The 21,861-nt window shown below is 41.4% G+C and carries 17 protein-coding genes and 1 other RNA gene; 10 read left to right on the top strand and 8 right to left on the bottom strand.

Annotated features, from left to right (window positions below; genetic code table 11):
• Window positions 1-45 precede the first annotated feature (45 nt).
• A complete protein-coding gene (locus CGC50_RS04080) occupies window positions 46-1,023 on the top strand; it encodes a pyruvate dehydrogenase complex E1 component subunit beta (protein ID WP_095909791.1) in 978 nt (325 codons plus the stop codon).
• Between the two features lie 243 nt (window positions 1,024-1,266).
• On the opposite strand, the gene rpmF is transcribed toward CGC50_RS04080, so the two are convergent.
• The 3 genes from rpmF to recF form a co-directional block, all read right to left on the bottom strand.
• Window positions 1,267-1,476: a 50S ribosomal protein L32 gene (gene rpmF, locus CGC50_RS04075; RefSeq protein WP_002670042.1), complete on the bottom strand. Its 210-nt coding sequence runs from the start codon at window positions 1,474-1,476 to the stop codon at window positions 1,267-1,269.
• Between the two features lie 12 nt (window positions 1,477-1,488).
• Complete coding sequence (locus CGC50_RS04070) at window positions 1,489-2,028, bottom strand: YceD family protein (RefSeq protein WP_095909790.1); 540 nt, start codon at window positions 2,026-2,028, stop codon at window positions 1,489-1,491.
• 71 nt (window positions 2,029-2,099) lie between these two features.
• The gene (gene recF, locus CGC50_RS04065; RefSeq protein ID WP_095909789.1) at window positions 2,100-3,179 is read right to left on the bottom strand and encodes a DNA replication/repair protein RecF; all 1,080 of its coding nucleotides are present in this window, start codon (window positions 3,177-3,179) and stop codon (window positions 2,100-2,102) included.
• A 113-nt stretch (window positions 3,180-3,292) separates the two neighbouring features.
• Here recF and CGC50_RS04060 point away from each other — a divergent pair, with 113 nt between their 5' ends.
• The 7 genes from CGC50_RS04060 to CGC50_RS04030 all read left to right on the top strand — a co-directional run bounded on the left by CGC50_RS04060 (window position 3,293) and on the right by CGC50_RS04030 (window position 14,899).
• Window positions 3,293-4,108, top strand: a complete 816-nt coding sequence (locus CGC50_RS04060; protein WP_095909788.1) for a tetratricopeptide repeat protein — start codon at window positions 3,293-3,295, stop codon at window positions 4,106-4,108.
• Window position 4,109: 1 nt separating this feature from the next.
• Window positions 4,110-4,583, top strand: a complete 474-nt coding sequence (gene ribH, locus CGC50_RS04055) for a 6,7-dimethyl-8-ribityllumazine synthase (RefSeq protein WP_095909787.1) — start codon at window positions 4,110-4,112, stop codon at window positions 4,581-4,583.
• A 169-nt stretch (window positions 4,584-4,752) separates the two neighbouring features.
• Window positions 4,753-5,106, top strand: coding sequence for a 4Fe-4S dicluster domain-containing protein (locus CGC50_RS04050; RefSeq protein ID WP_002670062.1), 354 nt, complete (start codon window positions 4,753-4,755; stop codon window positions 5,104-5,106).
• A gap of 14 nt (window positions 5,107-5,120) precedes the next feature.
• Window positions 5,121-5,711, top strand: a complete 591-nt coding sequence (ruvA, locus tag CGC50_RS04045) for a Holliday junction branch migration protein RuvA (protein WP_095909786.1) — start codon at window positions 5,121-5,123, stop codon at window positions 5,709-5,711.
• A 6-nt stretch (window positions 5,712-5,717) separates the two neighbouring features.
• Window positions 5,718-12,791 carry a T9SS outer membrane translocon Sov/SprA gene (gene sov / locus CGC50_RS04040; RefSeq protein WP_095909785.1) on the top strand — a complete coding sequence of 2,358 codons (7,074 nt, stop codon included), beginning with the start codon at window positions 5,718-5,720 and terminating at the stop codon, window positions 12,789-12,791.
• Between the two features lie 138 nt (window positions 12,792-12,929).
• Window positions 12,930-14,147, top strand: coding sequence for a transglutaminase-like domain-containing protein (locus tag CGC50_RS04035; RefSeq protein ID WP_095909784.1), 1,218 nt, complete (start codon window positions 12,930-12,932; stop codon window positions 14,145-14,147).
• Between the two features lie 173 nt (window positions 14,148-14,320).
• On the top strand, window positions 14,321-14,899 hold the full coding sequence (locus tag CGC50_RS04030) for a porin family protein (RefSeq protein ID WP_095909783.1): 579 nt from the start codon (window positions 14,321-14,323) through the stop codon (window positions 14,897-14,899).
• Between the two features lie 134 nt (window positions 14,900-15,033).
• Here CGC50_RS04030 and rnpB read toward each other — a convergent pair.
• Together rnpB and ypfJ are read right to left on the bottom strand one after the other, a co-directional pair.
• Window positions 15,034-15,342: RNase P RNA component class A (gene rnpB / locus CGC50_RS04025), an RNA gene on the bottom strand.
• A gap of 57 nt (window positions 15,343-15,399) precedes the next feature.
• On the bottom strand, window positions 15,400-16,257 hold the full coding sequence (ypfJ, locus tag CGC50_RS04020; protein WP_002670749.1) for a KPN_02809 family neutral zinc metallopeptidase: 858 nt from the start codon (window positions 16,255-16,257) through the stop codon (window positions 15,400-15,402).
• 241 nt (window positions 16,258-16,498) lie between these two features.
• Between ypfJ and gyrB the strand changes: the two genes are divergently transcribed.
• Both gyrB and CGC50_RS04010 read left to right on the top strand, forming a co-directional pair.
• Window positions 16,499-18,469, top strand: a complete 1,971-nt coding sequence (gene gyrB, locus CGC50_RS04015; protein ID WP_095909782.1) for a DNA topoisomerase (ATP-hydrolyzing) subunit B — start codon at window positions 16,499-16,501, stop codon at window positions 18,467-18,469.
• A 57-nt stretch (window positions 18,470-18,526) separates the two neighbouring features.
• The gene (locus CGC50_RS04010; protein WP_095909781.1) at window positions 18,527-18,958 is read left to right on the top strand and encodes a hypothetical protein; all 432 of its coding nucleotides are present in this window, start codon (window positions 18,527-18,529) and stop codon (window positions 18,956-18,958) included.
• Here CGC50_RS04010 and CGC50_RS04005 read toward each other — a convergent pair whose 3' ends face one another.
• The 3 genes from CGC50_RS04005 to CGC50_RS03995 all read right to left on the bottom strand — a co-directional run bounded on the left by CGC50_RS04005 (window position 18,959) and on the right by CGC50_RS03995 (window position 21,785).
• Window positions 18,959-19,987: a cytochrome-c peroxidase gene (locus CGC50_RS04005; RefSeq protein ID WP_095909780.1), complete on the bottom strand. Its 1,029-nt coding sequence runs from the start codon at window positions 19,985-19,987 to the stop codon at window positions 18,959-18,961.
• Between the two features lie 79 nt (window positions 19,988-20,066).
• Window positions 20,067-21,104, bottom strand: coding sequence for an MbnP family protein (locus CGC50_RS04000; protein ID WP_095909779.1), 1,038 nt, complete (start codon window positions 21,102-21,104; stop codon window positions 20,067-20,069).
• A 300-nt stretch (window positions 21,105-21,404) separates the two neighbouring features.
• Window positions 21,405-21,785 carry a hypothetical protein gene (locus CGC50_RS03995; RefSeq protein WP_095909778.1) on the bottom strand — a complete coding sequence of 127 codons (381 nt, stop codon included), beginning with the start codon at window positions 21,783-21,785 and terminating at the stop codon, window positions 21,405-21,407.
• Window positions 21,786-21,861 lie beyond the last annotated feature (76 nt).

Raw genomic sequence — 21,861 nt, 5'->3', positions numbered from 1 at the left:
ATCATAAACCATTAGTCATTAAAAGATTGATATAAAATAAATACAATGAGAACAATACAATTCAGAGAAGCTGTTTGCGAAGCAATGAGTGAAGAAATGCGTCGTGATCCTTCTATTTATCTCATGGGAGAGGAAGTAGCAGAATATAATGGAGCATACAAGGCTTCCAAGGGGATGTTGGACGAATTTGGTCCTAAGCGAATCATAGATACCCCTATTGCAGAGAGTGGGTTTTCAGGAATCGGAGTAGGGTCTGCCATGAATGGATGTCGTCCTATCATAGAGTTTATGACCTTTAACTTCTCTTTGGTCGCAATGGATCAGATTATTTCCAATGCAGCCAAGATGCGCCAAATGTCTGGAGGACAGATTAATATTCCTATCGTATTCCGTGGTCCTACCGCTTCTGCAGGACAGTTGGGAGCTACCCACTCACAAGCTTTCGAAAACTGGTTTGCGAACTGTCCAGGGCTCAAAGTGGTAGTACCTTCTACTCCTTATGATGCTAAGGGATTGCTCAAATCAGCTATCCGTGATAACGATCCTGTAATCTTCATGGAGTCAGAACAAATGTATGGAGACAAGGGAGAAGTGCCAGAAGAAGAATACACTATTCCACTTGGTGTAGCCGATATCAAGCGAGAAGGAAAGGATGTAACTATTGTTTCTTTTGGTAAGATTATCAAAGAAGCCTTTGTAGCAGCAGAGGAATTGGCTAAAGAAGGAATAGAATGTGAAATCATAGATATTCGTACAGTTCGCCCTATGGACTGGGAAACTATCTTCGCTTCTGTGAAAAAGACTAACCGCTTGGTGATTCTCGAAGAAGCATGGCCATTTGGTTCTGTATCTTCAGAAATTACTTACCAAGTACAAGAACATATCTTCGATTATTTGGATGCTCCTATCCAACGTATCACTACCGCCGATACTCCAGCACCTTATTCACCAGCCTTGTTACAAGAATGGTTGCCTAATGCACAGGATGTAATCAAAGCTGTGAAGAAAGTGATGTACAAATAAATAGCAATGTCTATTTTATAATTCATAAAGAAAGACTATCCTCTAAAAGGGGATAGTCTTTTGATTTTTATAGATTTGTAGCGACTCTCTTGCTAAGGAAGCATTGCTTTAGATATTTCGCTTATGCAAAAAAGGGTGTCTTTATAAAAACATAACAAATACCCCCTATATATCTACATGAAAAAACCCTTCCCTAAAAAAGGGGAAGAGTTCTTATAACATTCTTATAAAAAAACCTCTTGTTTATTTTGTTTCGGTTTGAGCTTCTTTAGGAGTTTCGTCGATAAGGACTTGACCACGGTAGTACAACTTACCTTCAAACCAGTGAGCGCGGTGGTATAGGTGGAACTCACCTGTAGTTACATCTTTAGCTATTTGAGGAACTACAGCTTTATCATGAGTTCTTCTTTTGTCTCTGCGTGTAGAGGATTGTCTTCGTTTGGGATGTGCCATTTTCTTATTTTTTTATTTGTTCAACAATTTTCTTAATTCGTTCCATCGAGGATCTATTTGGGAATCATCTTCAGCCTCGTCAAGTTCTTTTGGACTGAGTGCCTCAAGAGTTTCCATGGCTTGTGCAAAACTCTGTGTATTAGGATTCACACGCTTTGCAGGTACTGATAGTACCAATATCTCATAGATATATTGAGCTACATTGAGAGTGTGCTCTCCCTGAGGGAGAATAAGCAGCTCTTCATTATCATCATTATATTCTTCCCCAAACTTGACAACCAAGTGAGACTGAGCCTGAGTGGGGAGATCAAAAGGTTCATCAGTGATATCACAATTGATATTGATAGTGCCTTGAGCGGAAAAATCCAACTCTAAGAGTGTACTTTTCTTCTGTAAGCGCACCTGTACTAAGTGATTAACACTATTGAACTCATGATAATCAAAGAACTCAAAAAAATGATTATCTACTTGATACTCAAAGAGATGTTCGCCATCTTTTAATCCTGCAAAGTGAATATCATACGCTTTTAGATCGCGTTTTTTATCTTTCATTCTAATATGCAGTTTGAGGGTGCAAATATAGGAATTTTTTTAATTACACAAAAATATTTGTAGATAAATTTCTACAAATAAAAAAGATGGTAATTAGAGGTTGTTTCTTTTACTATGTTTTCCGTACGTTCTTTGTCGGTATCACTGAGGAAAACCTGTCCAAAGGGTGGACGAGTAACCAAGGAAATCAGCTGTGCGACACGCTTGGAATCCAGTTTGTCGAAAATATCGTCCAATAGAAGAATAGGAGTGGTCTTTGTCTGCTTATACAAACAATGGAACTGAGCTAATTTCAGTGCGATAAGGAATGATTTCTGTTGGCCTTGGCTGGCAAACTTCTTGACCAATTGCCCATTGATTTCCAAGAGGAGGTCATCCTTATGGATTCCTACAGTGGTGTATTGAGCGGCACTATCCTGAGGGAAACTCTCCTTGAGAAGGTTCTTGAAATCCTGTCCAAGCAAGCGGCTCTCATAGCGGATGCTTACCTGTTCTTTCCCTTGGGAGAGGTGTGTATACTGCTCCTGAAAGATAGGTAGGAAAGACTCAAGAAAAGCCAAACGCACCTGAAAGATTTTGTTTCCATATAGTGAAAGCTGGTCATCATAGATATCAAGTGTGTCAGGATCAAGGTATTGCCCCTCATGAAAGGACTTGAGTAAGGTATTGCGCTGGGCTAAGACCTTGTTGTACCTAAGTAATGTATCGAGGTAGCTTGGATATAGCTGGCTCAGAAGTCCATCCAAGAATTTGCGACGCGCCTCACTTCCTTCATGAATAAGGTCACGATCCGAGGGTGAGATAATCACTATAGGGAAGGCGCCTATATGATCGGCGAGTTTCTCATAAAGCTTGCCATTGCGTTTGAGGATTTTTTTTTGACCTTTTTTTACACTACAAACGACCGTCTCCTCCCGTCCCTCTTTTTCGAAATTTCCCTCGATAAGATAGAAGTCTTCCCCTAAACGAATATTCATCAAAGTAGACGATGAGAAGTAGCTTTTGGTCATTCCTAAGTGGTAAATAGCGTCCAAAGAATTCGTTTTTCCCACTCCATTGTCACCAATTAGGCAATTGAGAGAGGGAGAAAAAGAAAAGTCTCGGCTTTCTATATTCTTGAAATTCAATATGTAAAGTCGTTTTAGGAACATCTAAAAAGGGGCTTGAAAAAACTCGCGCAAATTATAAAAAAATATTGAGAAAAACACCCTTTATTACAAATAAAAATTTTATTTTTGCAAAATCTTTTTAAAGCAAAAAATTTATGTCAGTTTACAAGAAGAATAACTATCGTCCTGGGCGACAAACAAAGAAAGAAAGAGAACAAGAAGAGCCAACCAAAGAGCTCACTAGCGAGCAATTATCACATGAGAGTACCACTGCAGAAGTGTTTCAGACATTGGATGAGAAAGCAGGAAAGACAGAAGCATGGGTGCAGAGAAATCAGCGTTCTATTCTCTTGACCGTGGTAGCTGTCGTAGTGGTAGGTTTGGGATATATGTTATATAAACAATTTGTATCCACTCCACGAGAGACTGAGGCCTCAGAAAAACTATCTTTTGCCCTTACCGTATTTGATGAAGCTCTCAATGCTCCTACAACAGCACAGCGCGATTCTCTATTTACTCTTTCTCTCAATGGAGATAAGAGTCATGGAGGATTTCTACAAGTGATTAAGGATTATTCTTCCAGCAAAGCAGCCAATGTAGCCTATTACTCAGCAGGAATGGCCTATCTACAATTGAACAAATACAAGGAAGCGGTAACCCACTTGGACAAATTCTCTTCAGAGGATCCTATACTAAGTGCTTTGGCTTTAGGGAATATAGGAGATGCTTTTGTAGCCCTTAAGCAACCTAAAGAAGCAATGGATTATTACAAAAAAGCTATTGATAAGAGTGATAACACTCTTACAGCTCCTATATATATGAACAAAGCAGCTCTTGTTGCAGAAGAGCAAAAGAACTATAAAGAGGCTTTGGAGTACTTGGAGAAAATCAAAAACGACTATCCTAAATCCCAAGAAGCTACTTCAGCAGATATGCAAATCAGCCGTGTAAAAACCCTTATGAACCAATAATATGGCAACAGAGAACAAGAATCTATCTACTTACGATAAGGATTCTCTGCCATCGGTTGTGGGTAAGAGAGTAGGGATTATCACCTCTCAATGGAATGGACAGATTACCAATAATATGCGTAAGGGAGCCGTGGATACCCTCTTGGATTGTGGTTTCTCGCCAGAGAATATCATAGAGTGGAGTGTGCCAGGGGCTTTTGAGCTGGTCAATGGTGCTAAGCGTATGATAGAGCAGGCTGTGGATGCCATAATTGTCATAGGTTGTGTGATACAGGGAGAGACTAAGCACTTTGACTTTGTCTGCCAAGGAGTTACCTATGGGATAGCCCACCTGAATGCCACCCAAGATATTCCAGTAATCTTCTGTGTGCTTACCGATAACACTCTCCAACAATCCATAGATAGGAGCGGAGGTAAGCACGGAAACAAAGGAATAGAAGCAGCAATCACAGCAATACAAATGATTGATTTGTAGGGGATAACCTATATATACAGCATAAAACTGCTCTACGTGAAAAACACGTGAGCAGTTTTTTTGTTAAAAATAGATAGTTTTTCCTTTTTGCCAAAGAAAATGTTGTATCTTTGCCCTCAATAAAACATCCCCCAATTCTGACATTACTTTATTACTAAAAAATAAAAAAATGGCAATTATAATAACAGACGACTGTATCAATTGTGGGGCTTGCGAACCTGAATGTCCTAACAATGCTATTTATGAAGGCGCTGATGATTGGCGCTATAGTGATGGCACCAAGCTCCGTGGGAATATCATTTTGCCCAGTGGAAAGCATGCTAATGCCGATGAGGTACAAAAGCCTATCAGTGATGACTATTACTATATAGTCCCCGACAAATGTACTGAGTGTGTAGGTTTCCATGAGGAACCACAATGTGCTGCTGTGTGCCCTGTGGATTGTTGTATTCCAGATGAGAATTGTAAGGAGACTCAGGAGCAGCTTATGCAAAAGCATGATTTCATGCACAATGGGGAATAAAAAAGCACAAGCCTATGATAACACATCTACAAGGATGCTTAGTAGAGAAGACACCCACCTACCTTGTTATAGACTGTAATGGGGTAGGCTATTGGGTGAATATCTCATTGCATACATTTTCACAATTGTCTGATACACAGCAGTTGAAGATATATACTTACTTGCAAATAAAGGAAGATGCACATACGCTTTTTGGATTTTTTGATAAGTTCGAGCGAGAGATTTTTTCGCTACTTATCTCTGTATCAGGTGTAGGGGCGAATACTGCCCGAGTGATGCTTTCCTCACTATCTCCGGCACAGCTTCAGAGTGCGATTGTCAATTCAGACGTACGTACCATACAGTCAGTCAAGGGGATAGGTGCTAAGACAGCGCAACGAATCATATTGGATCTGAAGGAGAAGATGGTTAAGCTCACAAGCGATAACGCCTCTTTGGTAACGGCGTCACAAAGCCCATCAAGCAAAGAAGAAGCGCTGGCTGCTTTAGAAGTTTTGGGCTATCCAAGGAAAGCGGCCGAAGCCGTAGTCAATAAAATCCTTACCCAATCAGGACAAGAATTCTCTGTAGAACAGCTTATCAAACAAGCATTAAAACAATTATAAACAAAGATGAACGGGAAATTAGTCATACAGTTGTTTTTCTTTTTCTTGCTCACACCTACTCTTACCCTTAGGGCACAGCAGGATACCCCCCAGGAAAAAGTCAAGGATACCGTTAGGACAAGTACCTCGCTGAGGCGTTTGTTGCTAAAAGATTCAGATAGAATCTCTCGAAAGTATAAGTACAATGCCGCTTTGGACAAGTATGTATATACGGAAAAGGTAGGGACATATGATATCTCTACTCCTATGTTCCTCACTCCCAAGGAGTATGAGAACTTGGTGCTTCGTGAGCGTATGGGCTTGTATTTCAGAGAGAAGAATGCAGCTATGCAGCCCGCTACTAATCCCCAATCGGCCAATACACAGCGAGATTTGCTTCCAGAGTTCTATGTAAAATCAGAGCTCTTTGAGTCCATCTTTGGTGGGAACAATATAGATATCATCCCACAGGGAAATGTAGCTTTTGACCTTGGGATACGCTATAATAAGAATGACAACCCATCCATCAGTCCTGAATACAGAAGTTCTTATGGGCTTGACTTTGATCAGAGGATTAGCTTAGGGATACAGGGGAAGATAGGGACACGCCTATCACTGAGTGCTATGTATGATACCCAAGCAACTTTTGATTTTCAGAATGTTTTTAAGCTTGAATACACCCCCAATGAAGACGATATTGTGCGTAAGGTAGAACTGGGGAACGTGAGCCTACCACTGAATAGCTCTCTGATTACAGGTGCCCAAAGCCTTTTTGGAGTGAAGACAGAACTTCAGTTCGGTCGTACCCGAGTAACGGGTGTCTTCTCCGAACAACGCTCTCAGTCCCAAACCGTCACTGCTCAAGGGGGAGGTACTCTACAAGACTTTGAGATACGTGCCCTGGATTATGACGAAAACCGCAACTACTTTCTCTCTCAATTCTTCAGAGACCAATACGATCGCGCCCTTGAGAACTATCCCTATATACGTAGTAAAGTGCAAATCGTGCGTGTGGAAGTGTGGGCAACCAATCGCTCCAACCGTACTGCCAACATTCGTAACATAGTAGCCCTACAGGACTTAGGAGAAGCCAAAGCGGAGAATACCCGTATAGCAGGCAATGCCCCAGTGGGCTTCTTCCGTGGATCCATAGGAGATCGACCTACCAATGAGGCTAATATGTACGATCCTACTCGTATGGATTCTCCCCAGTCTGTATTGACAAAAAATATCCGAGATGTCGCCACCATTCGTTCTGGGTTTGGATCCATGTCTTCCTTGGTCAATGAAGGATTTGACTATGCCGTATTGGAAAATGCCCAAAAACTCGAAGAAGGACGAGACTTCAAGGTGAATAAGCAATTAGGATATATCTCCCTGAGCCAGCGACTTAATAACGATGAAGTCTTGGCAGTGGCTTACCAATATACCTACGAAGGTAATGTATACCAAGTAGGAGAGTTTGCCAATGATGGGATATCCGCAACCACCAATGCTTATATAGCAGGGCAAAACAAAATTACTAATAACTGTTTGGTACTCAAGATGCTCAAGAGTAACCGCTTGGTAGTGGGAGACCCTATCTGGAATCTGATGATGAAGAACGTATATTCTCTCAATACCGCACAGATCAACCCCGAGAACTTCCGCCTAAATATCTTCTACAATGACCCTTCGCCAGTGAACTATATTTCTCCTGTAGATGAAACCACTTGGAATAGGGAACTAACCCGCAAGATCCTTCTTCAACTCTTCAATTTTGACCGACTCAATGCCTATAACGACCCTCAGGATGGGGGAGACGGTTTCTTTGACTTTGTCGAAGGAATCACTATAGACCCTGAATATGGGAAGATTATTTTTACCAAGGTAGAGCCTTTTGGGAAGTATCTCTATGATAAGCTCGGAGGCGGGAATCGTTATCAAGATCCTACCGCCTACCAATCTACCTCAACGGCATGGAATGCCAACCAGAAGAAATACGTATTCCGTTCGCTCTATACTGATATCAAGGCAAAAGCCTTGGAGGATGCTGAGAAGAACAAATTCACCCTCAAGGGGCGCTACAAGTCCAAAGGAAGCCGAGGCATTTCCTTGGGAGCCTACAATGTGCCTCGCGGTTCAGTGCGTGTAACTGTAGGAGGGCGTATCCTACAGGAAGGGATAGACTATGTAGTGAATTACCAACAAGGAACCGTACAAATCATAGACCCAACGATAGAGAACTCCAATATGCCAATACAGGTATCTGTAGAGAATAACCTAATATTTGGAGGGCAAAGCCGCCGCTTTATGGGGGTGAATATAGAGCATAAGTTCAATGATAAGTTCATCATAGGCGGTTCGCTTATCAATATGCGAGAGCGCCCTTATACTCAGAAAGCTAATTATGGGCAAGAACCGGTGAACAATACCATTTTTGGATTTGGAGGAACCTATTCCACAGAGTTGCCTTTCCTTACCCGCTTGCTCAACAAGGTACCTTCCCTGCAGAGCGATGTGCCTTCGAATATCTCCGTAAGGGGAGAGGTGGCTTTCTTGCGCCCTAGTGCTCCTAAGAGTACCGATTTCGATGGAGAATCTACCGCTTATCTCGACGACTTCGAGGGAGCGCAAACTACCGTAGATATACGCGGTTTCAGAGCTTGGTCAATGGCTAGTACTCCGTTGCGTTTTGGTCAGGGAGCCTACCCTAACCAAACTCTCTATGGTACTGCCCCTGATGATCCAGAGAACTTAAAGAATGGCTATGGTCGTGCCAAATTGGCTTGGTATACTATAGATCCTGTATTCTATACCAATAATAAGCCTAGTGATGTCAGTGCTACTGAAATATCCAAAAACAGTACCCGCCGTATCTATGTCAAAGAAATATTCCCAGAGCGAGAATTAGCACAGGGAGACCTTTTGGTACAGAATACCTTAGACCTAGCTTATTACCCATCGGCTAAAGGTCCTTACAATAACAACCCTACAGCCATGGCCTCTGTGGCTGCTACTGACAAATGGGGAGGTATTATGCGAGGGGTTTCAGCAACAAATTTTGAGGAAAACAATATAGAATATATACAATTCTGGGTATTAGATCCTTATACCTCGGGCGAATTTACCCCTTCAATATCAGGGGAATTGGTCTTTGACTTAGGAAATATTTCTGAGGATATTCTCAAGGATGGTAGGAAGCAATATGAAAACGGATTACCAGGACTTTCTATACAGTCACCCACTTATGCAACCACTTGGGGGAAAACTCCAGTGGCACAGTCGCTCCTCTATGCTTTTGACAGCAATACAGAAAATAGAGCCTTGCAAGATATTGGTTTAGATGGTCTTACTGATGCACAGGAGAGAGCTATCTATGCCAATAATATAGCAGAGTTCCCTAATGACCCAGCTATGGACAACTATGAGTATTACCTCTCTCGTAGTGGAGGAATCCTTAGTCGATACTATAATTATAATGGTACCCAAGGAAATTCCCCTGTAGCTGGGAATAGTCAGGCAGCCTCACTCACCCCTGATGTAGAGGATATTAATAAGGACAATACCATGAGTACTGTGGATAGCTATTACGAATACCGTGTTCCTATCCGAGGCAATGTACAACGTACCGATCGCTATGTGAGCGATATCCGAGAGGTATATGCTGAGACCCCAAGTGGACAACCTATTTTAGCCCGTTGGATTCAGTATAAGATACCTGTAAAAGATGCCAACCGAAGAGAATATGGTGGTGGGGGAGACCTCCGCTCGGTAACTCACATCCGTATGTACCTTACTGGCTTCTCTTCCGATGTAGTTTTGCGCTTTGGTACTTTGGATCTGGTACGAGGTGACTGGCGACACTATACCAAGTCTCTCAAGGATGATCTTTCAGCTCCTGGCACAGGTACCCACACCGAGATTGGTTCGGTCAGCCTTATCGAGAACGAAACTCGCCAGCCTATCCCATATCGTATGCCACCAGGAGTATACAGAGAGCAGATCAATCAGAATAATACAATAGTTAGCCAAAATGAGCAATCCCTCTCCTATACCGTATGTGACCTTAATACAGGAGATGCACGTGGGGTGTATAAAAACCTCAATGCCGACCTAAGGCAGTACAAGCGTATCAAGATGTTTGTTCATGCTGAGCGCTATAAGAACCAACCTCTTGCCGATGGAGAGATGGTCGCCTTTGTGCGCTTAGGCTCAGATCTTTCAGAGAACTTCTATCAGGTAGAGCTACCCCTACAGGTAACCCCAGCAGGAGCTTACTTAGCCGATGCTATATGGCCTACTCAGAACCGATTCGATATTCCTATGGATGCTCTTACCCAGATCAAAGCAAAGGGAATCAATAGCGGTAACTTGGCCAACCTTACCTATTATGATGCAGCACTGAACCTGATTTCTTCGCCAAGTACTACCCCACATGTGGCTGGGCAGAACCGCTATGCTATCAAGGGGAATCCGTCTTTGGCTGATATACAAGTGATTATGGTAGGGGTCAAGAATGCTACCTCCAATCAAGTATGTGGAGAAGTGTGGTTCAACGAATTGCGCATGGCAGAGCTTGAGAACAAAGGAGGCTGGGCAGGGATAGCTGCCGTAGACCTCAATGCTGCTGACTTCATGGAGATGTCCGTAACGGGTAAGATAAGTACTGTAGGCTTTGGTACGGTAGAACAGAAACCTAATGAGCGCAGTCGCAAGGAACTCAGACAGCTTGATGCTATGATGAATATCAATGCAGGAAAGCTCTTCCCTAAAAAATGGAATATGCAAGTGCCTATCGGGCTAAACCGTTCATCCTCTGTAGCTACACCAGAATATGACCCTCAGTATGAGGATATTAAGCTCAAAGATCGCATCAATGCTGCACAGACTCAAGAGCAGAAAGACCTTATCAAGCGCCAAGCTGAGGACTATACTCTCAGACGAGGAATCTCCCTGATAGGAGTCAAGAAGAATTTAGGGGAAGAGCAGAAAGCCAAGTTCTATAGTATAGAGAACTTTACGGTGAACTATGCTTATAATGAGATGGATCACCATGATTTTGAGATAGAAAACCAAAGGGAACAGAATGTGCGCACAGGGGTACTCTATGCCCATGCCTTCGAACAGGTGAAATGGACTCCCTTCAAAACCAATCAGAAGGTTAATACCAATAAATATCTCAAATGGTTATCGGAAGTGAATTTCAACCTATTGCCTAACAATATCTATATAGGGCCTACCATTACACGAACTTTTGCCCGTCAGCAGTTTAGAGAGGTGTATCCTTTGGGAGTGAATCCGAACAATCAGGTGCCTCTACCAGAGTTGCAACAACGCAACTACCTCTTTGATTGGCAATATGGTCTGAACTACTCACTGACCAAGTCGCTCAAGCTAAGCTATGATGTGACCAATAGCAATATTGTTCGCAACTATTATACTTGGGAGAATGGACAGCGCCAGACGAACAAAGAGCTTACCTTGTGGAATGACTTCTGGAATCCAGGAACTCCAAACCACTTCATGTCGGCCTTCAAGCTCAACTACGAATTGCCTTTGGATAAGTTGCCTTACCTTTCCTTTGTCAAGGCATCGTATTCCTATACAGGAGATTTCGATTGGCAACGAGGTTCTGATGCTCTTATGGAAGTAGCAGGACATCAGATCAATAAAGTACAGAATGCCAATACCCATAATTTCACTGCCAATATGACCTTCGACCGCTTCTATACCACTTTAGGAGTGAAGAACAAGGGATTAGGACAGAAAACAACGTTGAAGGATCATCTCTTGCGTTTTGCAACCATGATCAAGCGTGTAGGGGTAAGCTATACCGAGACCAATGGTACCATGCTACCAGGGTATCTACCACAAGTAGGCTTCTTTGGTACCTCCAAACCTTCCTTGCCTTTTGCCTTTGGCTGGCAAGATGATATTCGCTATGAGGCAGGGCGTCATGGTTGGCTGACCAATTTTGCTGATTTCAATGATCAGTTTGTTCGCTCTACCAATAAGACTCTTAATATTACCGCTGGATTGCAACCTGCCTATGACCTACAGATAGACCTGAAAGCCGATCGAGAGTATATAGATAACTTCACAGAGACCTTTAATGCCATCAATGGTTATTACAATCCGCTGATAGGCAATACCACAGGTAACTTTGTGATTTCGGATAATATGATTCTTACGGCCTTTACACCATCGGATGAGTATAGTTCCAAGACCTTCCAGACTTTCAAGGAGAATAGGCTTACCATAGCCAATCGATTGGCCAGACAGCGAGGTATCGACCTTTCGAATCCGAACAATATAGATGCTGATGGTTTCCCTAAGGGCTATGGTAAGAATAGTCAAGCGGTACTGATGCCTGCCTTCTATGCCGCTTATACAGGGCGTAGTGCCGAGGGGGTTTCTTTGGGTGCTTTCCGCAGTATTCCTATTCCTGCATGGACAGTACGCTATTCAGGACTGATGCGATTGGAGTTTATCAAGCACAATTTCCGCCGCTTCTCCCTTACCCATGGCTATCGTTCAAGCTATGCACTAAGTGATTTCCGTACCAACTTGGAGTATTACCAGAACCCAGATCAGTTAGACCAAGGGGGTAATTTCCGCAGCGAAAAACTCTTCACCAATGTGAACTTGGTAGAGCAGTTCTCTCCACTGATACGTATAGATACTGAGCTACAGAACTCGCTAAGTATTATGGGAGAAATACGCCGTGATAGGACTATCTCTATTAGCTTAGACAACAACTACCTCACTGAGCTTATGCGCCGTGAATATCGTATAGGATTGGGTTACCGCTTTAAGGATATTAGCTTCGCTTCCCGCTTCAATGGGCGTGATGTGATTATCAAAAGTGACCTGAACCTCAAGGCAGATATAGCCTTACGTAGTGACTATACTGTAATTCGCAATATGGAATTGGACGATAATCAGGTAACCAATGGACAAACTTCCTGGCTGGCACGCTTTACAGCGGATTATGCTTTCTCCAAGAACCTATCGGGAATCTTCTATTTCGATTATTCTTTCTCGAAATATGCTATTTCGACCTCTTATCCGATGACGACCATTCGTTCAGGAATTACCATACGATATACATTTAATTAATAATCAATAACAACAAAAAGACCAATAGCTCAGCTATTGGTCTTTTTGTTGTTATGAGGTTAATTATTTTAGGCGTTTTTCTTTTATTTCTTTTTTTTAAATCGTAATTTTGTACATCAATTTTAAAACACCTAAGAGATGAAAAAATATTTATTATTCCTTATTTTGAGTCTTTTTACCTCATTGACAAAGGCTCAAATACAATCCGTTGTTCTGCAGAACTATTTCAATGATTTCCAAAAGGCACAGCTTTCTCTACAAGCACTCCATGAAGGTAAAAAATATGCAGAGGAGGAACGGCTACTCCTTACATATATAAAGAAATTAGAAGAAGTGTCTCTTAGTGAAAAGGAGCAAAAGGACTACAAAAACCTCATCAGAGGAGTAAAGGCAAGTATGAATTATAATTTGGCTTGTGTATATGCGTTGCAAAATAAGAAAAAAGAAGCCATTGCGGCTCTTGAGAAAGCAGTAGCTTTCGGATATGATGATTATAGAAATGTAAAGACAGATAAAGATTTAGTCAATATCCGTAAGGAAAAGAAATTTGTTGCGCTGCTACAAAAGCTCAAAGCCTTTGATAAATTGGCACTATTGCAGCAATCGGGAGCTTATCAAAAAGAGCAGAGGGATACACTTCCACATTTTACGTATCAGTCAGCTACCGATCCTTCTCTTGTGCAAGTGAAAAATTATTTTAAGTTGGATTCTGTAGTGGGAACAGGGGATGAGCTCTCCAAGATTTTTAAATTACTTCACTTTGTACATGATAATATTGCTCATGATGGCGGTAATTATGCTCTTTGTGAGTTTGATGCTATAGATATCTATAACTATCATAAAGCGACAAAAAAAGGAGTAAATTGCAGGCATTTGGCTATTACACTCAATGAAATGTATCTGGCAATGGGTATTCCTTCTCGTTATGTAACTTGTATGCCTAAGAATCCAGAGGATTCAGATTGTCATGTAATTAATAGTGTATATTCTTCACAATTACAAAAATGGATATGGATAGACCCTACCAATAATGCTTATGTAAAGGACGAAAAAGGGAATCTCTTAAGTATTGCAGAAGTAAGAGATCGACTGATACATAACAAGCCCTTGGTACTCAATGAAGATGCCAATTGGAATAACAAGGAAAAGCAAACCAAAGAAGAGTATCTGGAGAACTATATGGCAAAAAACTTGTATTGGTTTTCTTGTCCATTACAAAGTCAATTTAACCCTGAAAGTCGTTTTAGGAAAACAGCCACTACTTTTGTTGCTCTCTTACCTACAGGATTTGTAAAGCCTAACGGGAAAGAAGAATATATCTCACATGATCCTGATTATTTTTGGGAAAAACCATAGTTAGTGTCACTTTTTAGTACCTAAAAATCACTTTGGCATGGTTTTTGGTGCACTTCTTTTAGTTAATCAAGGATTACAAGGAGTATAGGAAAAGTAATTTTAGTAGAAACATTATTTTTAGCCCTTACAAACTTTTCCTAACCCTATATTCTGAATCCTATAAACTTTAAAATATGAAGAAAATTTTAATGACCGTAGCGTTTGCCGCTCTTACCATAGTTGGAGCCAACGCACAAGTAAAATTTGGAGCTCGCGCAGGGCTTAACCTTGCTAATGTAGCTTCTAAGTCAAATGATGTAAAAGTAGAAACAAATATTCGTCCTTCTTTCTATATAGGAGGTTTGGCGGAATTTGCTTTTAACGATGTAGTTCTTATGGATGCAGGACTTACTTACTCTAACCAAGGAGCTAAGGCAAAAGAAGGGGATCGAAAATATATACAACACACCCTTAACCTCCCTGTTTGGATAAAGTATGACTTCGAAGGGTTCCGTCCTAAAGCAGGTCTTTATGCAGGATATATCCTTAGCGCACAAGGAAAATCGAATGGTAAGACAGAAACTATAGATAGTAATGCCTACAACCATTTTGACTATGGTATTGGCTTAGGAGCAGAATACAACTTGCCTAACAATGGATTGTTCTTTGAGGCTTCTTATAACTGGGGATTGGCCAATTTGGATAAAAATGGAGATTCTAAGAATTATACCAATAATCGCGTGATTCAAATAGGAGTAGGATATAAGTTCTAATTCTCCAATACCCAAAAGAAGATAAAATAAAAAAACCGTTCCATAATTGGAACGGTTTTTCTTTTGTAGTATAAAAAAAACTCTCTGGAGAGATCTTATAAAAATCTCATATTCAGGATTCTTTCTTTACTAAAAAAGTGGGTAAATCATAAGCCGGATTCTGTGCTTTCCTTGAGGGAAAGTGCTTATCATTTATCTGGATGGGCTGTTGCCAGACCATTCTAACCGCCTACCCTCCGGCATTGAGCGAGCCACTCTTAGTTGTCGGTATACTTGGCGTTGCACCCTATAGAGTTTACCTGATTTCACTACAGCCGTACTGTACTTGCTTTCTGTTGCACTGGTCCTCGCCTTGCGGCGGACGGGCGTTACCCGCTATAGTGCTCTGTGGTGTCCGGACTTTCCTCTACCTAATAAGAGGTAGCGATAAGCTGATTTACCCAACTTCTATAATGATCAATGATTAATGCCAGTAATGATTAATCATTGATCATTAATCATTAATTATTATTAAAGGTATTTCCTTGATTGATATCTCCTGTATTGTATCCTTTCATAAACCATTCTACACGCTGTTTGGAAGTACCATGGGTGAAGGAATCGGGGACAACTTGTCCTTGCATACGTTTTTGGATGGCATCATCACCTACAGCATTGGCGGCACTTACGGCCTCTTCTATATCGTCGGCATCGAGATATTGTTTGTCATAGTGAGCCCACACTCCCGCATAGAAATCCGCTTGTAGCTCCAGCGCTACCGAGAGTTTGTTAGCTTCTTTTTGGCTGAGACCTTGCTGAGCTTGGCGTACCTTCTGGGAAGTGCCTAAGAGAGTCTGGATATGGTGACCTACTTCATGAGCCATCACATAAGCGATGGCAAAGTCACCACCCTTAGCACCAAATCGAGTACGAAGTTCCTCAAAGAAGCTCATATCCATATACAGCTTGTGATCTCCAGGGCAGTAGAAAGGACCTACAGCACTGCTGGCATTCCCACAGGCAGTCTGTACAGCATCGGTGAAAAGTACTAAGGTAGGCTTTTGGTAGGTACCTAAATTGTTTTCCCTGAATATTTTCTCCCAAATATCCTCTGTATCAGCCAGTACTGTAGCGGTAAAAGCCTTGATCTGTTTTTGTTCTTCTGTAAGGTCAGCCTCATTGGCCACTTGTGAGGTCTGTTGTGTTTGGTTAAACTGTTCTAAGAGAGGCGCTACCGCCTGTCCTGTTTCTCCTCCGAACATCTGTAAGAGGAGAATAACAATTCCTATCAGCCCCCCTCCGGCGGCTATTTTTCCTGTGGTACTCACCCCTCGGCGGTCTTCCACATTGTCACTTTGTCGTCGTCCTTGCCACTTCATAAGCGTTATTTTTTGGGTGCAAAGATACAACTTTTAATGATTAATGACAAATGATTAATCGTTAATGATTCATTCTCTTATATCCTCAAGGGGGGACTATTCACAGACCTCTATTCCTCATAGATTCAGCTGTGAGGTCTTGCCCGCTTTTCCCATCCTTTGCCGTTAATTTTTCCTTGAAAATATTTGTGAGAGAAAAAAAAACATTGTATCTTTGTCCGAATTTTTAGTAACAAACATAATGAGTGAACAATTAGACCCAAACAAATATTCGGCAGATAATATTCAGTCCTTGGAAGGGATGGAGCACGTACGTGTGCGCCCATCCATGTATATAGGCGATGTAGGGGTAAGGGGGTTACACCACTTAGTATATGAGGTGCTTGACAACTCCATTGATGAGGCACTTGCTGGCTATTGCGACACTATTTCTGTAGTAATCAATCCAGATAACTCAGTAACAGTGGAGGATAATGGGCGTGGTATTCCTGTGGATATACACAAGAAAGAAGGAGTATCTGCCCTTGAGGTGGTTATGACCAAGATAGGAGCTGGAGGAAAGTTTGACAAAGGTTCCTATAAAGTATCTGGTGGTCTGCATGGTGTAGGGGTGTCCGTGGTGAATGCCCTTTCTACTCACCTTACGGCTACCGTATTTCGTGATGGGAAAATCTGGGAACAAGAATATGAGCGAGGGATAGCTCTCTATCAAGTAAAGGAAAAAGGAAAAACAGAGAAGCGTGGTACTAAGGTTACTTTTCTGCCTGATACGGAAATATTTCAACAGACAGTGGAGTTCAACTATGATATCTTGGCCAATCGTATCCGAGAGTTGGCTTTCTTGAACAAAGGTATCCACATCACCCTAACCGATTTGCGCCATCAGGATGAAAAAGGAGCGCCCATCTCCCAAACATTCTACTCAGAAAAAGGATTGGAAGAGTTTATCCAATATTTGGATGGTAATCGTACACCCATTATCAAAAAAATTATCGCTATGGAAGGGGAAAAGAACGAAATTCCTGTGGAAGTAGCTATGATTTATAATGATTCCTTCAATGAGAATCTCCATTCGTATGTCAATAATATCAATACCCATGAGGGAGGTACCCACCTTCAGGGCTTCCGTATGGGGCTTACCCGTACACTGAAGAACTATGCAGATAAGTCAGGCTTGCTTGAGAAAGCCAGTAAGGACAAGAAAAACCCCTTGGAGATCTCCGGAGATGACTTCCGTGAAGGGCTTACTGCTATTATCTCGGTCAAGGTAGCGGAACCCCAGTTCGAGGGACAGACTAAGACAAAACTTGGTAATCGAGAGGTGACTGCGGCTGTTTCCCAAGCTGTTTCCGATATGCTCGAGAGCTATTTGGAAGAAAACCCTGAAGATGCCAAGACGATTGTAAATAAGGTAATTCTTGCCGCTCAAGCCCGCTTGGCAGCTAAGAAAGCTCGCGAAGCCGTACAGCGAAAATCTCCTATGGGAGGGGCAGGTCTGCCAAACAAATTGGCTGATTGCCAAGATAAAAATCCTGAGAACTGCGAGCTCTTCTTAGTCGAAGGGGATTCAGCGGGAGGTACTGCCAAGCAAGGTCGCGATCAGAAGTTTCAAGCTATTCTCCCCCTTCGAGGTAAGATCCTCAATGTGGAAAAAGCCATGCAGCATAGGGTCTTTGAGAATGAAGAAATTAAGAATATCTATACCGCCCTTGGAGTAACTATAGGAACAGAAGAGGATGCTAAGGCGCTTAATATTAGTAAGCTAAGATATCACAAGATTATCATCATGAGCGATGCCGATGTGGATGGTTCACATATCGCTACCTTGATCCTTACTTTCTTCTTCCGCTATATGCGAGAGCTGATAGAGGAGGGGCATGTATATATAGCCACCCCACCCCTTTACCTGCTTAAGCAAGGCAAAAAGGAACAATACGCTTGGTCAGATGAAGAACGTGATGCTATTACCAAAGAGTTTTATGAGCAAGCACAGACTAAGGTAGCTGTACAGCGCTACAAAGGTTTGGGAGAGATGAATGCTGAGCAATTGGCAGATACCACTATGGATCCTCGCCACAGAACTCTAAGAAAGGTTACTATAGAAAACGCAGTAGAAGCCGATAGAATCTTCTCTATGCTTATGGGAGACGATGTACCACCTCGTCGTGAGTTTATTGAGAAAAATGCCAAATACGCCAATATAGACGCCTAATATACCTAAATGTAAAAGAGCGGCTGTGTAGCCGCTCTTTTTATACCTTGACTTCACATGAAAGAATTACCTATTTCTGCACCAGAGCAGATCATACAACTCATCCCTCAGCGCTCCCCAATGGTCATGGTTGATACCCTGTGGGAGTATACCCCTGAGACTGCTGTAGTGGGACTTACGATCACTCAGGAGAATATCTTCGTACAGGAGGGGAACCTCTCCGCTTCTGGACTTATAGAACATATGGCACAGAGCATTGCCCTACACAAGGGCTATGGATATTACCTCAAAGCCCTACCTACCCCTATGGGATATATAGGTGCCATAAAACATATAGAAATACAAGCACTGCCCAAGAAAGGAGAGGCCATACGCACTTATATTACTATTCTCCAAGAGTTCATGGAGGTTACCTTAGTGAGAATGGAAACCTACATACAAGATATCTGTATAGCCCAAGGGGAAATGAAAACCGTTCTGGCGAAGTAGTTACTTTCTTCCTACAAATGCCTTATCACTTAGGGTGAGCATAAAGGCAATAAGAGCTTCTTTTTCCTCTTCTGTAAGAGGAATTTTTTTGTCGTTATTCTTCAAGATAGGATCTAAGTTAGGGTAATCAGTAACACCATTGGAAAAGAAGTCCAAAACATCTTTCAGAGAGGCAAACTGTCCAAAACTTCCATAGGGAGCTGTGTATTCTATATTGCGCAGAGAGGGAACTCTAAAGCGATGAAGGTCATCGTTATTTCCTGTGACACGTCCTCGACCTGCTTCTTCTACTACATCTGGATGTTTTGGGAACCCCACATTCCTAAAAGATTCATCAGTGAAAAGAGCCCCCTTGTGACAAGAAGCACATTTCTGCTTAAAAAGGGTATATCCCTTTTCCTCCACAGGAGTAAAAGTCTCTGTATGATCACGAGTTACCCGATCATACTTACTATTGGCAGAGATCAAAGTGTACATGAATTGAGCCATACTTCCCAAGATACGCTCTGAGGAGAATTTTGTATCACCATAAGCCTTGAGTAGTGCTTGCTTGTAGGCTGGATCATCTTTGAGTTTTTCTATTACCTCCAAGAGAGAAGAGTCCATTTCCTCATGAGTGACGATAGGAGTTACAGGCTGTTCCTTAAGGTCAGTAACCGCTCCATCCCACATGTATTCTGTGAGAAAAGCCATATTCTGAATGGGAGGGGTATTTCGGAGTCCTATTCTACCGGCCACTCCTACAGCACGAGGATTTTTATCAGCATAAGCCTGTTCTGGGATATGACAAGTGGCACAAGAGATGGAATTGTCATGGCTTAGTCGTGAGTCATAAAAGAGTTTTTCCCCTAAAGCTACTCCGTACTGGGTAGGGTAAGCTGATTCAATAAAAGGGTTTAGAGGAGGAAAATTGGAAGGAATGTTCAAGGAAAGCCTTGGATTGGTAATCTGTTGAGCTTCTTCGGAACTATTTTTGCTGCAGGAATATAAAAAGAAAAGTAAAAGATAAAAAGTTAGTATGTTTTTCATAGAAAATATAAATAGTTAAGGAAAAAATAGCCTGCACTTAAATATTCTTAAGTACAGGCAGTGTATAGTAGGAAAGTAATTATTCTACATTAATAACAGAAAACATGCCAACTTTGTCCAAAACAGAGTTTTCTGAGTTGTCAAAACCTTCTTGAGCTTTATTATCGTCATTGATGTCTTTCACAATAATTTTCTTGCCATCAAGTGCTTGATTTCCTCCTATGTTATTCACAAAAGGAAACATAGCATTCAAATGATGAATGGTAGGAATCTTTCCTGTTAAAGTTATTTTATTAGTACCATTGACAAGTTTGTCAAAATTAGCTTTAATAGTAACTTTCCCTGTAACATTCTTTTTGATAGATAGAGGTTTAGGGAAATCTAAAGAAATAAAACGAAAAGCATCTCTGTTTTCATTTGCATTCCATGTATTAGGATCTGCTTTTTTCCCTTTTTGGGCACTACCTATATGAATAGAAAGAGTAGCATCAGCAATAGGAGCAAGGTTTCCATCTTTGTCCTTGTGATTAGGATTAGAATACCAGCCTTCAAGCTTTACAAAACGATAGCCATTAGCCCATTCCCAGTGCATGATTTGTGCTTGTTTGAAAGAACCTGTAAGGCGGTAGAAATTAGGAAATTTGTCTTGTAAGGAGAGGTTGTTAAGCTCTCTTTTTACCCCCAATCCAAATTCTATTCCTTTGTAGTCCCCTTCAGGAATTTCACTAAGAATAGGGGACAGAGAAGCGGTGTTTTCTTGATTGATAAGAAAACCTCCCTTATCTAAGTCTTCAGTATGATAAGCAACCTTGGTACCATCTGCTTTTACAAGGGCTATATTGGTAATCACATATTTTACCTCTGAGAACTTGAGAGTTTGTCCATTGGAAGTATAGGCTTTAGCAGTATTAGCATCTGCTCCTAAGGTGAGTTTTTCTTCTCCTACATAGTTTTCGAACTGTAAGGCGATTTTTCCATTTCCTTGTAGTTCTGGAGTAGGCTTTTCCTCTTGTCCTGGATTAGGCTTGGCAGGCTGAGGAGTATTATTGTCTTTACTGCAAGATGAAAGTGCCGCTATTGCAGTGGTAGCGATAACGAGTGTTCTGAAATTTCTCATTTATGTATAATTAAATTTTTAATATGATAAGGGCATAACTTTCCTGCCCTACTTAGGATTAGGGGAAATATGAGGTGGTTAAAATGAGAATAGAAAAAGAAATACTCATTCTTATCTCTATAGAATGAGTATTTCTTTCTTTCTTTTAGAGATATCTTCTTAAATAAATTGTGGATTTTTTTAGCTAATGTATAGGGAGTACTCCTTGCCCTTATAGGATAGGAATAGAGCATGTGGAAAAGGCTTATTCTGTGGAAAATACCTTACAGGCAAGACATAGTAATCCTTTTATGGGTTACATTAGGAAAGGTGAGTAGAAGAAGAGATAGGAGGGCGCATTTGCTTTTTGACTATTTTATGAATAAGCAATTGTTCCTTGAAGAAGAAAGGAGGCATTTCCTCCAGAGTATGTACTATAGCTGTTTCAAAAGAAAAGGGTTGCTGAAGTACAATGTCTATATCTTTAAGATTTAAGAGCTTGTCGGAGGTGTGGGAGGTGTCCTCTATATTTTTCTTAAGATGACACTTTCCATGACAATCCATCTCTTTTTTATCTTTATTGATACAGTAAGCCTTCTCAATAAAGTCTCGATTCAGATGGTAGTGCACGATAAGAAGCGTCTGCTGAAAGGCTATCAGCAGTATGAGTAAGGATAATATGAAACTCACAGTACGCTTCACAAGAATTAGTTTTATAACTCAGATTAAGATAGGGCAAAGATACAACTTTTTTTGAGATAAACAAGTCTTATTTATA

This window comes from Capnocytophaga gingivalis, from assembly GCF_002302415.1.
Classification (GTDB): domain Bacteria; phylum Bacteroidota; class Bacteroidia; order Flavobacteriales; family Flavobacteriaceae; genus Capnocytophaga; species Capnocytophaga gingivalis.
Note: the sequence above shows the minus strand (reverse complement) of the source record. Positions and strands in the feature narration are given on the sequence as shown.